Below are 13,948 nucleotides of genomic sequence, written 5' to 3' on the forward strand. Positions count from 1 at the left end.
GCTCACGATCCTCGCAGAGCGTGCAGGCGTCCGGCGTCCGCGGTGTCGGGCCGCATGGACGCGGTGGCGGTGGCGATCGCGCCGACGGCACTGATCACCACGACGTAGACGACCACCGGCCAGATCGAGCCTCCGGCCCAGCCCACCAGGGCGGTGGCGATCAGCGGGGCGAGGCCGCCGCCGAAGGTGTTGGACAGCTGATAGCCGATGTTCACTCCGGTGGTGCGCTGCTCGACGTCGAACATCTCGGTGAGCATGGTCTGCAGCGTGCCCTGCATGGCGATGCCCGGGATCGCGAAGCCCACGATCATGCCCAGCCAGATCAGCACCGGTTCATGCGTGCCGTAGAGGGCGAAGGCGGGCCACACCAGCACGGCGAAGCCGAGGCAGCCGGCGATGTAGACCCTCTGGCGGCCGAGGCGGTCCGAGAGGGCGCCGTAGGTGGGGGCCAGGACGATCTGCAGGGCGCCGACGATCATGGTGCCGATGAAGCCGACCTGCGCGGGCACCCCGTCGGAGACCATGAACGCCAGGCCGAAGGTGAGCACCACGTAGCCGGCGATCGACTGCGGCAGGCCGATGAGGATGCCGAGGATCGCGTTCTTGGGGTGGCGCAGCACCTCCCGGAGCGGCGAGGGCGCGGCGACCTTCTTCTCGGAGACGTCGCTGCGGTGCTGGGTGAACTCCTCGGACTCCTCGAGGTGGCGGCGCAGGATGACCGCGATGATCGCCAGGACCAGGGCGAACAGGAAGGGGATGCGCCAGCCCCAGGTCATGAAGAAGGATTCCGGGCCCGCGCCGAGGCCGGCCATCATGCCCGCCGAGGCGACGTTGGCGATGCCGGCGCCGCTGATCAGGAGTGCGCCGAACAGTCCCCGTCGGCCGACGGGCGCGTGCTCGACGACCATGGTCGCCGCCCCGCCCATCTCGCCGCCGACGAACAGGCCCTGGAACATGCGGGCGGTCACCAGCAGGATCGGAGCGGCCAGCCCGATGCTGGCGTCCGAGGGGATCAGGCCGATCGCGGCCGTGGTCAGCCCCATGCCGATCACGGTGATCATGAGGGTGAGCTTGCGGCCGAAGCGGTCCCCGATGTAGCCGAACACGAGCCCGCCGACGGGCCGCAGCAGGAAGCCCACGGCGAAGGTCGCGAAGCTGGAGAGCTGGGCGACGAAGGCCGAGTCGGACGAGAAGAACACGGCGGGGAAGACCGCGGCGGAGGCGAGGCCGTACAAGTAATAGTCGAAGTACTCCATCAGCGTGCCGATGGTGCCGCCGGCGATGGTGCGCCGCTGCCCGGGGGTGAGCTTCGCGGGTGGTGGTGCGGACCGGGTGGTCGACTGCATGCTGTCCTCCTCGACGAGCCGAGCTTGACGGAATTTATACATGATTGACAGAGGTTACGTCCATCGTGGTGTCATGATGGGTGCCATGAGCGCAGCGGAGAGAGTCCCGGATCGGCCGGAGTCGTCGCCCGAGGGAGCATTCTCCGGCGCGCCGTCGAGCCCCTCGGCGCCGCCGCCGGGGGTGAGCCCGTCGGACCTGTCAGCGTCCGCGACCGGCGCGATCCCGTCGGCCCCTGAGCAGGGTGCGAGGTTCGCGAGCTTCGAGGAGGCCTACCGGGCGCTCACCCCGCTGATGGAGGCGATCGCCGCCGTGGTCGGCCCGCACTGCGAGGTGGTGCTGCACGATCTCAGCCGCGGGGACCTCGACAGCTCCGTCGCCGCGATCGTGAACGGGCACCTCAGCGGGCGCACCGTCGGCGGCCCGTCGACCAACCTCGGCGTCGAGGTGCTGCGCGACCCCAGCACCGACCACGACGCCCACGGCTATCGCGGTCGGACGGCCGACGGGCGCGAGCTGACCAGCTCCTCGGTCTACTACCGCGACCTGGAGGGGAACGTGATCGCGGCCTTCTGCCTCAACGTCGACCTCACCCCGGTCCAGACCGCCATGAACGCCCTCGGCGCCCTGGTGCCCGAGGTGCGCCAGGACGTGGTGGAGCGGCCGAAGGAGCTGGTGGGGCCGGACATCTCCACGGTGCTCGACGACTTGGTCGAGGAGGCGATCGCCGCGGTCGGCAAGCCGGTGCCCTCGCTGACCAAGCCCGAGCGGATCCGGATCCTGCGACTGCTCGAGGAGCGCGGGGCCTTCCGCATCAAGCGGGCGGCCGACACGGTCTCCGCCCGGCTAGGCGTCTCCCGGGTGACGGTCTACGGCTACCTCGACGAGGTGCGGCGGGGCTGATGCCGACGGGGGCACCGTCGACGCGACGTCGTTCTCCGTGCGTCGTGGGCAGCTCCGCCTCAGCACCGCGGGAAGGCGACGCGTCCAGAGGGGATGGGACTCCACCGCCTGTCCTCACGCCCAGGGGAAGCCCAGAGCTGCCTCGTGACCTGTTCCATCGTGGGCGAACGCCGGGAACAGCGGCGCCGGCGGGTGGGTGGCATCCGGCCACCGGGCGATCATGGCGTCCGTGAGCGCGCCGAGCCAAGCACTGAAGGCCGCCAGATCGTCGGCCCGCTCCGCGAGCTGTGTGAAGGTCTGGATCTGCTGCACGGTCTGTCCGCGGCGACGCCAGCTGTCATGCGGCGTCTGGTCCGGACGGGCGATCAGTCGCATTCGACCGAGCCGTCCGAGGAGCACGATGGCTGCCCCGTCCGCGAGCATCTGGTCGTATCCCGCGAGCACCTGGTGGGCGCCGCCGTCGGCCAGAGCAGAGCGGTACGCCGCATCGGCGGAACGAACGACGCCATCGGGCAGTATCCCCCAGGGTCTGCTGTGATGCGGAAACGGGTAGTCCAGGAAGCTGGCATCGATCCCGAGGTGACCGAAACGGCTGCCCTCGAAGTCGACCAGGCGTGCTCCGGCGTCTGTCAGCAGCACGTTGGTCGGATTCAGGTCCAGATGGGTGAGCGCTGCGGAGGGCCCAGGGCTGGCTGCTCGTCGGAGAAGGCTGACCACCTCGTCACGTGCCTGCCGCCCCGACGGCAGGCCCAGCTCGGCGCACGCCTGCTCGATCTCGTCCCAGCGCTCCATCCCGTGCGCGTAGTTCAGGCCGGTCTCCACATCGGCGGCGAAGGCGGCAAGATTTCGCTGATGATCAGCACGCCGGTCGACGGTGGAAGCGTGCAACCGTCCGACGGCAGTCGCCATCTCCACCACGCCCCGAGCAGCCGCCGCCGGGTCGTCATCCAGCAGACGATCCTGCAGCGTGGGCCACTCGCCCAGATCGGTCTGGAGCATGATCCCCGCGTCGTCGTCGACGTGCATCGAGTGGGCAGTGACTCCACTGGGTGCGGCCGTTCTCAGTGCCGCGACCTCACGGCGCAGGAAAGCCGGGCCTCCGTGCCCTTCGCCATCGACCCGGCGAGCCTTGGCCAGGATCGTCGACCCGATTCCGGGAATGTCCCGATCCAGCACCAGACGGGTGACCGGGGCCCACTCGTGGCCGACGTGATGTTCAGAGGTGAGCTGAACGGGTCCGCCTGCGAGGCGAGATAGAACGGAAAGTATCCGGTGACGATGGGCGGCGGTCAGCGGGTGGGCGGGCACCCGCATCAGAGTACGGGCAGGTCCTGCGATGGTGAAGGACGATCGAGGCCGACATGAGGAAGAGGCTTGTCCTAGAAGAACGTCTCGACGGCCTCGCTGACGATGTTCGCGTCGTCCACGATCGGGATCAGCCGCCACTTGTCGAAGGCCGTGCACGGGTGGGAGAGCCCGAGCGTGACCACGTCGCCGAGCGCCAGGGGAGCCTCGCCGCGGTAGCGCAGGAAGGCGTGCTGATCGTTCAGCGCCGTGATCTCCGCGTCGAGCGGTCGCTCCGCTTCGCCGATCTGCGGGGCGACGGCCAGCGGGACGGGCAGGCCTTCGTCGAAGGGGACGTCGCGCTTGCCGGCATCGAGCAGGGCCAGGCCCGGCTCCGGCATCGAGACCACGCGGGCATAGGCGCGCATCGCCGGCAGCAGCGCCTGCTCCTCGGCGACGTCCCGCGTCGTATCCAGCGGGGAGATGCCCCGGTAGAAGCCGGAGTCGTGGACGATGTACGCGCCCGAGCGCAGGATCGCCCGCACCTCGCTCAGCGGGGCGAAGGCGTCGGCGACCAGGTCGAAATAGGCGCTGCCGCCCGCGCTCACCCACGGGGTGCCCTCGATCAGCGGGCGCAGCCGGCCGACCAGCGCGGCCAGGCGCTCGCAGTAGGCGCCGACGGTCGCGAGGGACCCCTCGGTGCGGTCATGGGCCAGCGCGCCTTCGTAGCCGGCGGCGCCGTACAGCGTGAGCGTGCTCGAGGCGGCGACCCGTTCCGCGATGGCGACGGCGGTGTCCTCGTCCCGGGCGCCGGTGCGGCCCCCGTCGGCCCCGAGCTCGACCAGCACACCCAGGCGCGATGCCGCCGGAAGCTCGCGCTCGAGCAGGTCGATCGTCGCCAGGGAATCGGCCCAGCACACCAGCTCCTGATCAGGGTGCTCGAGCAGATGCGCGGCCAGGCGCCGCAGCAGCGCGGGATCCGTGCAGGTGTTGGCCAGCTGCACGGTGGGCACGCCGGCCAGCAGCGCGACGTCCGCCTGCCACCCGGTGGCGACCGTGATCCCCGTGCAGCCCGCGTCGAGCTGGCGCTGCCACAGCACCGGCGCCATCGTGGTCTTCCCGTGCGGCATCAGCTCGAGCCCGCGCTCGGCCGTCCAGTCCGCCATCACCTGGAGGTTGTGCGTCATCGCCTGCTGATCGAGCACCAGCAGGGGAGTGGAGAACTCCGCCAGGGGCGTGTCCAGCGCGGCGATCTCGCGACCGACGAGACCGAGCGGGAAGGACTTGTCGACCGCTTCGACGGTGCGCTGGGCGTGCTGGAGCATGGGGTGACCTCGCTCGGCTCGATGGAGTGGAACGGCTGTGCGGATATCGCACGACGGACCTGCGAGTCTCCGGGGTGGGCCGGGAATGTGCAAGGCGAGGCCGGTCAGGCCCCGATGCTCAGCCGTCCCACCGAGGTGATCGGGGCGACCCGGCCCTTCTCGAGCTGGTACTGGCAGCCGACGATGCCGAGCTTCCCCTGGGCGACGGCGTCGCTGATCACCCGGGAGGAGCGCATGAGGGCGTGGATGGTCTCGTCCAGGTGGCGCCGTCCGACGGCGTCCGCGTCGATCAGCGTCGGATCGACGTACGGGGTGTCCTTGTGGGAGGCCAACCATTCGCGCTGGACGGCGGGCTGGATGAGCTCGAGCTCGCGCTGGATCGCCGGGGTGACCTCGCTGGGCTCGGCGGTGGTCTGATCGATGGCCGCCTTCACCGCCCCGCAGGAGCCGTGGGCGAGCACCACGATCACGGCGACGCCGAGCTCGGCGACGGCGAACTCCATGGTCGCGGTCGTGTTCTCGTTGGCGATCTGACCGATGTTGCGCACCACGAACAGGTCGCCGAGACCGCAGTCGAACAGGATCTCCGCGGCGACGCGGGAATCCGAGCAGCCCAGGAAGGCGGCGTCGGGCGCCTGGTAGCCGGTCAGCTCGTGGCGGCGCGCCGCATCCTGCTCGGGATGGCGCAGCTCGCCCCGCATGAACCGCTCGTTGCCCTGCGCGAGAGCATCCCACGCCTCCTGCACTGTGACGCGGGGTGAGCTCATCGTCGACGTCCTTCCGGGGTCTCGTTCGAGGGCGGGTCGGCAGCGTGCCGCACCGGGCCCGTGGCCGGTCAGGGCGATGCCCGTTCCGGCCGGCGGCCGACGGCAGACTACTCCTCGTACGTCGCGGCGGCCGACGCGGCGGGCACGGACGAGACGAAAGGATCAGGCCCGGAGCGGATCCGCGGGACGAGGGTCCCGGCCAGACGCGCGGGACGTGGGCAGATTCAGCGTTGCCGTCATTCCACGCAGAGTCGTCCCGGCCAGGCGAGCCGGACTCGGGCTCGACCGGAGCTCACGTCGTCCCGTCTCGCGGGGCCACGGAGCGCTGCGCACCGGAGCGTGAGGTCTGACGCATCGGATGGAGGGGCGCTATCCGACGCGTCAGACCTCAAGCCCTCGCGTCACCGCCTCAGCTCCTGCCGTCCACCCAGGCCAGGAAATCCTCGGCGTCCAGCACGGGCTTGCCCCAGGCAGCGGCGTTCTTGGCCTTGCGGGACTGGGTGCCGCGCTCGGCGACCACGAGCACGTCGGTCCGGGTCTTGGTGACGTTCTGGACCGGGGCCAGGCCGTGCGTCGTGGCCAGGCGCTGCATGCGCTCGCGGTCGAGGACGCCGTGCTCGGGGTGGACCACCTCGCCGGTGAAGCAGACCCGCGCACCGGGGGTGAGGACGTCGGCCGCCGTGAGCGGACCGTCGAGCTCGAGGTCCGCGGGCAGCACCTGCACCCCGAAGTGCGCTTCGGCCGCACGCAGGCGGTCGACGACCTCCTGGTCCGGGGCCAGCACCCGCTCCCAGGCCGCCCCGAGCGAGTCGGCCAGCACCTGGGCCGGGTCGTCCTCGGCCGAGAGGTTCCCGCCGACGACGAAACCTTCAGGGCCTGCGGTCCCGGCCTCGCCGCTGGTGCGGGCCAGGAGGTAGCCGGTCCCGCGGGTCAGCTGCGGGAAGCTCGTCCCACCGTGGCCGGTCCAGGCATCCTCATCCCGCAGCCGGTGCACGATCGCCGCGGTGGTGTGGGCGCGCTCGAGCGCCGTGGACGCCCGCAGCCCCGCGCGGTCCTCGACCGTGAGGGACCGGGAGGGAAGCTCGACCCCGAGCGGCATCGGTTCGACCGTCCCGCCCCGCTTGAGCTCGAAATCGATCCAGGCCAGCTGTTCGTCGATGCGCGCGCCGACCGGGAGGCGCCCGGCGAGCAGGGGCGCGAGCGCTGCCCAGGCCTCCCCCAGCAGGGGAGCCAGCTGCACGTCGCGGGTGGTCAGGGCGTACTCGGTGCGGGCGGCGAAGAGGTCGCTGGTGGGGTTCACGACCGTGCTGGCCTCGTCGCCGTCGTCGGTGACCACGGCGATCTCCACCGGACGAGGCCGGTACTTGTCGCCGACGTTGCCGACGGTCAGCGCCGCGAGGTACACCTCGCCGAGGGCCTCGGAGGGCTCGGCCGAGGCCGCCAGGAAGCGTCGTACCCGTACGTCGGACTTCAGATCCCGCGGCAGCACGTCGCGCCGCAGCACCAGCCCCTCCAGGCTCGTGCAGCGCGAGAGCGCGACGTACAGCTGGCCGTTGGCGAAGGTGCCGCCGGTGAGGTCCACGACGACGCGGTCGAGGGTCTGGCCCTGCGACTTGTGGATGGTGATCGCCCAGGCCAGCTTCATCGGCAGCTGGGTGAAGGTGCCGATCACCTGGTGGACGAGCTCCCCGCCCCGGGCCTCCGGGCGGGTGATGTCCCAGGTGTGCTCGCGCACCTGCTCGAGCCGCCCGTCGCGCAGCTGCACCTGGACGACGGGCCCGTCGGCGTCGTGGCCGATCGCGGTGACGCGCCCCAGGGTGCCGTTGACCCAGCGGTCCAGGGGGTCGTTGTTGAGCATCATCACCTGCGCGCCGACGGCGAGGCCCAGCTGGGTGTCGGTGGGTCGCTCGAAGCCGTCCAGCTCCCCGCTGATCTGCGCGGTGAAGGTCTGCGGCGGGCCGGGCAGGCGCTCGAGCATCTGGCGGTTGCGCGAGGTGACGATGCGGTTGGTGGTCGCCAGCGTCAGCCAGAACTCGTCCATCGGCGGCTCGAAGTCCCGGTCGGTGCGGGCGTTGAGCTCGGCGCGGGCGTCCTCCAGCAGCGTGCCCTCGCGCACGGCGTTCAACAGGTGCACCAAGCGGTCATCGCCGATCTGGCGGAACACGGTGGACAGCTCGACGACCTCGAAATCGTCCCGGGTGAACGAGCGGGCGGAGAAGAAGAACGGGGTGCCGTAGCGCTGCTCGAGGTGGGCGGCCTCGCTGTCGTGGACCACCGGCGGCAGCTGATACAGGTCGCCGACCAGCACCAGCTGCACCCCGCCGAAGGCCTCGCCGGGTCGAGGGCCGAAGCGCTCCAGCGCCGCGGCCAGGGCGTCGAACAGGTCGGCCCGCATCATCGAGGCCTCGTCGATGATCAGCACCTCCAGCTCCGCCAGCGCCGCGGCGAAGCGCCCCGGGTAGTAGCCGGAGGAACGCACCTGCTCCTCGGTGATGCCGACGGGGAAGGAGAACAGGCGGTGGATGGTGTACCCGTCCACGTTCAGCGCGGCGATGCCGGTGGGGGCCACCGTCAGCGCGGTGCGATCCGTCGTCGCCAGGAAGTGGCGGATCAAGGTCGACTTGCCGGTGCCGGCGCGACCGGTGAGGAAGAGGTGGTCACCGGCTCGGAGCGCATCCAGGGCGCGGGCGAAGTTTTCGGTGATCGTGATCGGGGCGGGCATGGGGCGATTGTCCCGCACGGGAGCCGGCTTCGGGGAGGTCAGCCGAGGCAGGGCGTCGACCAGAGAGTCTGACGATCCCATCCGGGTGGGGAACCCCCAGCCGGCGGCGAGACATTCTCGGTGTGATGTGGATACACCGCATCGCTGGTCGGCGAGACGGACAGCACGGCGAATGGACGTGGCTGAGATCGGCCCGACAGGCGTGGTCGCTGAACTCGACGCATCACGCCGACGCGTCGTCGACGGCGGTGCGCAGCGCCGCGACGGCGAATCCGATCTCGATCCGTTCCTGCTCGAGACGTTCGCCGGTGGTGGCGAGGTCCGCGTGCAGGGACTGCTCGGCGTCGGTGAGCTGGGTCGTCGTGACGGGGGTGCGGGGCTCGACATGCACCGAGAGCTCACGATGCGCGGCAAACGTCCTCCGATCCATCAGGACGCTGCGCACCCGAGGATGGTGGTGCCGGGCGCGGTCGAGAATGCGGAAACCATCGGCGTCCAGATCGCCCCAGTACAGGATCGGGACCGCCTGCACCCAGGAGACCTCGAGCAGTCCCGAGATCGCGTAGCCGGACCCGCTGAGCGCCATGACCCCGGGCAGGTCCAGGAGGACCTGCACGGTCTCGGCGTTCTCGCAGACGATCACGACATCCGGGGACAGGCCGAGGGACGGCAGCTCGGCGAGATCGATCCTCGAGGCGCGAGGGAAGGCCGGCCCGGGGCGCGCTCGTGCCCCGCAGCCGGGGGTCGAGGGCGAGGACGTCGTGGAACGTGGGGGCCGCCGCGAGCCCCAGATCGTCGGCCCCTCCAGCCTCTCGGGGCCTTCCGGCTCCGTCCCGTCCGGACTCGTCGAAGCGGATGCCACTGGCGGTCCGGTCAGCGCGCGCGGCCGCGACGAGGCGGCCGACGAACGAGCTCTGCTCTCACTTGCCGTGTGGATCCGAGCGCGCGCTCACTGGGGCGCGTCGCCGCGCTTCGTGGCGCGATGGCCACCGTGTCGACGCCGGACCTCCGGGATGATCAGCTCGGGAAGTGCCCGCCGCATGAACATGTCGAAATGCGGCACCGTGAACGCGGCGTAGCCGTGTGAGGGGGTGTAGAGGAGCCCCATGTCGATGAGCTCGGCGCGAGTCGGACCCAGCTGGGTGGATTCCCGATGGAGGACGGCCGCCACATCCGCCGCTTTCTGGGGCTCGGGTCCGAGCTCCGCCATGGCGCGCAGATAGGCAGTTTGCAGGTCGGTCGCGCGATCCAGGCGTACTCGGAAGAACGAGGAGTCGAGCTTCGCGAGGTAGTGATCGACGGCATCCTCGACGTCGCTCCGCCTGATGGGGCTGGATTCCGCGGCACCCCAGGCCGCCCAACCCAGTTCCTGGATGAAGTACGGGTAGCCGCCGGTCACCTCGAAGGCGAGATCCAGCGCATCGTCGGTGAGATCGGCGTCCTCGAGCTGGGCGGGCTCTTGGAGCGCACGCCGGGCATCGACCGCGTCGAGATTCCCGATGCCAGGGAAGGTGAACAACCGTTCGGCATAGGACTTCGCGTCTCCGGCGAGCTCCGGGACCTGAGGCAGTCCAGCCCCCACCAGCACTATCGGCAAATTTCGCTGCACGGTCTTGTGCAGCGCGAGGATGACCGCTTCCAGCTGGGAGCGGCTGAGGAACTGGACCTCATCGAGCAGGATGACGACGCCGCGGTCTTTCTCGTGGGCAGCCTCGCCGAGCGAGACGAAGACGTCAGTCAGATCCATCGATAGGTCGCCATGGTCGGCGAGTCCTTCGATGGCGTCGACGTTCAGGCCGGCCTGGAACTGGCCCGCCTGGTCGATGGTGAGAGTGAACGAGGAGAGGGCTGCAGCAGCCTTGTGAAACCGTTTCGTCCAGCGTGCACGAGGCGCGAGGTCCAGCAGGGCGGTACGCAGCTTGAGCGCGAACTGATGGCGAAATGCAGCATCATCGTGCTTCGCCACCTCGTGGTCCAGAACGCTCCACCCCTCCTCGAGCGCCCTGTCTCGGAACTGGCCCAGAAGCACTGTCTTCCCGACCCCGCGCAGCCCTGTGACGATCATCGACCTGGCCGCTCTGCCCCGCGCGACGCGCTGGAGGAGCACTGAGAAGTTCGAGAGCTGATCATCGCGTCCGGCGAGTACGTCTGGTCGCGCGCCGGCGTTGGGAGTGTAGGGGTTGGAAACTGGGTCCATGGAAGGTCCTTACAAGTTTTTGTCATCTTTATCGCGATCGAATAAAGGATGGTAAAGAGTGTAAGGCATGGCCCCTTCATCGGCGAGGAGGCGGGGTACGCAGGTGATCTGGCCTGCTCACCGCCGCCGCGCCCACCCCATCGAGTACGTCCACGCCATCACGTGCCGCAGCGGCGTGCGCAGGGCGATGCTCACGCCGAGCGTCCGCGCGGCGGCGAACGGCCCGGGCAGCGGACGTCCGAGGGCGGTGTTCGCGTGGGCGATCAGGCCCGCCACCCGAGCGCGGCGTCGGCAGACCCGCTCGAGGCGCTGCCATGCCGGGTCGGCGTCCAGCGGGCCGCGTGACGATCGTCCGCCCGCCGTGGCCCGCACCGTGCGCGCCAGCAGCGGTGCCGCGTCCAGGGCGTCCAGCCAGCCCAGGGTGATGCCCTGGCCGCCGATGGGGCTGATCTCGTGGGCGGCATCGCCCAACAGTGCGCACCGAGTCGTGACCAGACGCTGCGCCGTGCGGCGCCGCACCGAGAACGCGCTGATCATGCTGGTCGTTCCCGGATCGAGCCGCATCCCGGTGCGCTCGCGGATCGCCCGGGTCAGCACCTCGGAACGGGGCTCCGCGAGGTCGCCGCGGCCGGTGTGGACCACCCAGCGTCGTCGAGCGCCCGGCAGGGGGAAGGACTCCACGACGCCGCCCGGCTCGAGATGGATGAGAGCGTCGCGGTCCGTGCCGACGCCGTGGGAGCCGGTGCCTTCGGCGCCCGCGCTGTCCGGGTCGGCGAGGTCGCCCATGAGGTAGGCGTCGCGGTGCTCGGTCCCGGTGGTGCCGATGCCGAGCAGCTCCCGGACGGTGGAGCGGGATCCGTCGGCGGCGACGACCACGCGGGCACGGAGACGGAGGGGCTCCGCCGTGGATCCCGTCTCGCCGGCCTCTCCCATCCGTCTCGCGGTCACCTCGACCCCGTCGGCCCTCTCCCGCAGCGCCGTCACCTCCCGGCCGCGCCGCAGCGCTCCCGGTGCCGACTCGGCCAGGCGATCCGCGAGCAGCTCCTCGGTGCGGCTCTGCGGCAGCGACAGCACATAGGGCCGACCCGGCCAGGCCCGCGCGAAGCGCAGCCGGCCCAGCTCCCGGCCCCGGCTGCGCGCCCGACCGCAGCGGATCCGCGCCCCGACCCGGGCGGCGGTGCGCTCGAGGCCCACCTCGCGCAGGGCCCGGAGCGCCGGCGGGTGCAGCCCGATCGCACGCGAGTGCTCGGCGGGGGCGGCCCGACGCTCCAGCACGATGACCCCGACGCCGCGTCGCGCCAGCAGGGCGGCGAGGAACAGCCCCGTCGGCCCGCCGCCGACGATCAGCACCTCGCAGCAGACGTCGCCCTCAGGACTCGCAGACGGCACGGTCACGGCGTCCCGGCGCCGTGGGTGAGCAGGAGCCGCCAGGGACCGGTCGCCGTCACCTCCCAGCGCTCCGGCGCGAGCGCTCGCAGCTCCTCGGCCGTATAGCTGCGGCGGATCGACGTGAGCCCGTCCTCGCGGATGAAGGATCCGGGAAAGAACGGCCAGGTGGCGACGGAGAACAGGGCGTAGCCGAGGCGGCCGCGCTGGATGTCGCTGTGGATCGCGGCGGTGCGGGCGAGGCGCCGGGAATCGGCCAGCAGGGCCTGCAGCTCGTCGGCCGCGAGGTGATGGAGCAGGTGGTTGGAGACGACCAGATCGAAGCGCTCGCCCGCCGCCACCAGCTCGCGGGAGAGCGCCCGACGGAACTGCACCCCCGCGACGGGCGGCTGCCGTCGCGCCCAGGCATGTGCCCGCAGATCCGGATCGATGCCCGTCACGCGCAGGTCGAGGCCGTCGCGATGGGCCCAGCGGGCCAGCGCCCGGGCGAGGTCCCCGCCGCCGCTGCCGACGTCCAGCAGCGTGGTCGGCCCGTCGCGGCGCAGATGCGGACGCAACTGGTGACGGTAGGCGGCCCGCCAGCCGGCGACCACGGCGTTGACCAGGCGGAACTGGGCGTACGTGCGTGCGAGCCGCGTCGGGTCGCAGTCGGGATCGTCCATCCGCTCCGTGGCGCGCTCGTCCCGCGAGACCAGGGGCGGCAGGATCACGAGCGCCCCGCGGGTTCACCGACCGGGGTGACCGACGGGCCGGCCTCGGCTGCGGATACACCGTCCGTCGCGGAGACATCGTCCGCCGCGGATCCGGCGTCGACGGCGGACCCGCCGTCGGCCGCCGATCCCCCGCCGTCGACGGGGGCGCCGATCGTGGTCATGAGTGCGGTCTCCACCGTCAGGCCGGGGCCGAAGGCCATCGAGCACACGCGCTCCTCCGAGCCGGGAGTCGCATCGTGCAGGATCTTGTCCAGCACGAACATCACGGTCGCGCTGGACATGTTGCCGTAGTCGCGCAGCGTCTCGCGGGCGGGGACGAGCTGGGCCTCGGTCAGCTCCAGCTTCGCCTCGACCTTGTCGAGGATGCTGCGACCGCCCGGGTGGATCGCCCAGTGCTCGATGTCGCGATAGGGGAGCGCTTCGAGCGACGGGTCGTGGGCGAGCAGCGGGACCAGGGCACCGGTGATGTGCTCATCGATGATGTGGGGGACGTAGGTGCCCAGCACCATCTCGAAGCCGTGGTCCCCGATGTTCCAGGCCATCGCCTCCTCACCCACCGGCGTCAGCACGGTCTCGAAGTGGTCCAGCCGCAGCAGCGGGGTGCTCGCGGGCAGATCGCGCCCGGTGACGATCGCGGCGGCGGCGCCGTCGGCGAACAGCGAGGAGCCCACGATGGTGTCGGGGTCGTCGGAGGTGCGCACGTGCAGGGTGCACAGCTCGACGGTGGCCACCAGCACCACGGCCTCGGGATCGGCCCGGCAGATGGTCTGGGCCTGGCGCAGGGCGGGCAGAGCGGCGTAGCAGCCCATGAACCCCAGGTGGTAGCGCTGCACCGAGGGGTCCAGGCCGAGCGCGCGGACGATCCGGTAGTCCGGGCCGGGGGCGAAGAAACCGGTGCAGGAGACAGTGATGACGTGGGTGACGTCCGCGGCCTCGATCCCTTCGGCGGCCGTCAGCGCCTGGTCGGTGACCCGGGTGTACAGCTCCGACGCTTCGCGGGCGAAGACCTCGTTGCGGGCCCCGGTGGTGGGGTTGAGGAAGCGCCCGGTCCCGGACTCGAAGAACACCGGTTCGCCCTCGTCGGGCGGCCCATCCCATTCTTTCAGCGCGCTGTAGCGACGCTCGATGCCGGAGGAGTTGAACGAGGTGGAGACCAGGCGCTGGCCCAGGCGGGTGAGGTCGGGCTGGGCGGCGAAGACATCGCGGACGTCCTCCTGCGCGAGCTCCGTGGCGGGGACTGCGACTTCCAGGGACCGAAGAGTGACCGTCATGGTTCATTGTCGGGAGCAGCGCGGGGTGGGGACAAC

Annotated in this window: 11 protein-coding genes; 1 reads left to right on the plus strand and 10 read right to left on the minus strand. The window is 71.0% G+C overall.

Annotated elements, in window-relative coordinates; all coding sequences use genetic code 11:
* Positions 1 to 2: 2 nt before the first annotated feature.
* A complete protein-coding gene (locus BH708_RS15865) occupies positions 3 to 1,346 on the minus strand; it encodes an MFS transporter (protein WP_076810004.1) in 1,344 nt (447 codons plus the stop codon).
* A gap of 85 nt (positions 1,347 to 1,431) precedes the next feature.
* Here BH708_RS15865 and BH708_RS15870 point away from each other — a divergent pair, with 85 nt between their 5' ends.
* The gene (locus BH708_RS15870) at positions 1,432 to 2,247 is read left to right on the plus strand and encodes a transcriptional regulator (RefSeq protein WP_172805771.1); all 816 of its coding nucleotides are present in this window, start codon (positions 1,432 to 1,434) and stop codon (positions 2,245 to 2,247) included.
* Between the two features lie 114 nt (positions 2,248 to 2,361).
* Here the strand turns inward: BH708_RS15870 and BH708_RS15875 are convergent, their stop codons facing one another.
* From BH708_RS15875 to BH708_RS15915, 9 genes are all read right to left on the minus strand, one after another.
* Complete coding sequence (locus BH708_RS15875; protein WP_157236000.1) at positions 2,362 to 3,555, minus strand: phosphotransferase; 1,194 nt, start codon at positions 3,553 to 3,555, stop codon at positions 2,362 to 2,364.
* Between the two features lie 71 nt (positions 3,556 to 3,626).
* The gene (locus tag BH708_RS15880; RefSeq protein WP_076810006.1) at positions 3,627 to 4,856 is read right to left on the minus strand and encodes an alanine racemase; all 1,230 of its coding nucleotides are present in this window, start codon (positions 4,854 to 4,856) and stop codon (positions 3,627 to 3,629) included.
* Between the two features lie 104 nt (positions 4,857 to 4,960).
* Positions 4,961 to 5,623, minus strand: a complete 663-nt coding sequence (locus BH708_RS15885) for a carbonic anhydrase (RefSeq protein WP_076810007.1) — start codon at positions 5,621 to 5,623, stop codon at positions 4,961 to 4,963.
* Positions 5,624 to 6,032: 409 nt separating this feature from the next.
* Positions 6,033 to 8,345 (minus strand): AAA family ATPase, encoded by a 2,313-nt coding sequence (locus BH708_RS15890; RefSeq protein ID WP_076811437.1) that lies wholly within the window; start codon positions 8,343 to 8,345, stop codon positions 6,033 to 6,035.
* Between the two features lie 223 nt (positions 8,346 to 8,568).
* Positions 8,569 to 8,988, minus strand: a complete 420-nt coding sequence (locus BH708_RS15895; protein WP_253705364.1) for a Wadjet anti-phage system protein JetD domain-containing protein — start codon at positions 8,986 to 8,988, stop codon at positions 8,569 to 8,571.
* Positions 8,989 to 9,294: 306 nt separating this feature from the next.
* Positions 9,295 to 10,542 carry an ATP-binding protein gene (locus tag BH708_RS15900; RefSeq protein ID WP_076810009.1) on the minus strand — a complete coding sequence of 416 codons (1,248 nt, stop codon included), beginning with the start codon at positions 10,540 to 10,542 and terminating at the stop codon, positions 9,295 to 9,297.
* 117 nt (positions 10,543 to 10,659) lie between these two features.
* Complete coding sequence (locus BH708_RS15905; RefSeq protein WP_216639479.1) at positions 10,660 to 11,937, minus strand: FAD-dependent monooxygenase; 1,278 nt, start codon at positions 11,935 to 11,937, stop codon at positions 10,660 to 10,662.
* A complete protein-coding gene (locus BH708_RS15910) occupies positions 11,934 to 12,638 on the minus strand; it encodes a class I SAM-dependent methyltransferase (protein WP_076810010.1) in 705 nt (234 codons plus the stop codon). The genes BH708_RS15905 and BH708_RS15910 overlap by 4 nt, the downstream gene beginning before the upstream one ends.
* Entirely contained in the window at positions 12,635 to 13,912 is a 1,278-nt protein-coding gene (locus BH708_RS15915; protein WP_083713684.1) for a type III polyketide synthase, read from the minus strand. Before BH708_RS15915 ends, BH708_RS15910 begins: the two co-directional genes overlap by 4 nt.
* Between the last annotated feature and the right edge of the window lie 36 nt (positions 13,913 to 13,948).

Source organism: Brachybacterium sp. P6-10-X1 (assembly GCF_001969445.1).
Taxonomy (GTDB): Bacteria; Actinomycetota; Actinomycetes; order Actinomycetales; family Dermabacteraceae; genus Brachybacterium.

Coding starts and splice junctions, on each gene's coding strand:
- BH708_RS15865 (WP_076810004.1), bottom strand. CDS start 1,346: ATGCAGTCGACCACCCGGTCCGCACCACCACCCGCGAAGCTCACCCCC.
- BH708_RS15870 (WP_172805771.1), top strand. CDS start 1,432: ATGAGCGCAGCGGAGAGAGTCCCGGATCGGCCGGAGTCGTCGCCCGAG.
- BH708_RS15880 (WP_076810006.1), bottom strand. CDS start 4,856: ATGCTCCAGCACGCCCAGCGCACCGTCGAAGCGGTCGACAAGTCCTTC.
- BH708_RS15885 (WP_076810007.1), bottom strand. CDS start 5,623: ATGAGCTCACCCCGCGTCACAGTGCAGGAGGCGTGGGATGCTCTCGCG.
- BH708_RS15890 (WP_076811437.1), bottom strand. CDS start 8,345: ATGCCCGCCCCGATCACGATCACCGAAAACTTCGCCCGCGCCCTGGAT.
- BH708_RS15900 (WP_076810009.1), bottom strand. CDS start 10,542: ATGGACCCAGTTTCCAACCCCTACACTCCCAACGCCGGCGCGCGACCA.
- BH708_RS15915 (WP_083713684.1), bottom strand. CDS start 13,912: ATGACGGTCACTCTTCGGTCCCTGGAAGTCGCAGTCCCCGCCACGGAG.